This is a genomic window from Neisseria sp. P0001.S005 (assembly GCF_051963715.1).
Genome location: NZ_JBQCTZ010000679.1, coordinates 1 through 404, shown reverse-complemented (window position 1 = coordinate 404; position 404 = coordinate 1). Strand labels below are relative to the sequence as shown.

Genomic DNA, 404 nt, shown 5'->3' with positions numbered 1-404 from the left:
GGTGTCGGCGAGAAAATCAACGGCCTCGAACCTTTCCACCCCGACCGTCTTGCCAGCCGTATCCTCGGCATGGGCGACGTATTGACCCTGATTGAAGACGTTCAAAAAGGCATTGATGAAGAAGCCGCCGCCAAAATGGCGAAAAAGCTGCAAAAAGGCAAGGGCTTCGACCTCAACGACTTTAAAGAACAAATCCAGCAGATGCGCAATATGGGCGGCTTGGAAAACCTGATGTCGAAAATGCCGGGCGAACTGGGTCAAATATCGAAACAAATCCCCGAAGGCACGGCTGAAAAAGCGATGGGCAAAGTAGAAGCCATCATCAACTCGATGACCCCTAAAGAACGCGCCAACCCTGCCCTGCTCAAAGCCAGCCGCAAACGCCGTATTGCAATGGGTGCGGG

Annotated in this window: 1 pseudogene; it reads left to right on the top strand. The window is 53.2% G+C overall.

The window, feature by feature from the left end:
* Positions 1-404, top strand: a pseudogene (locus tag ACTHSP_RS22340) (signal recognition particle protein); the annotation flags it as partial.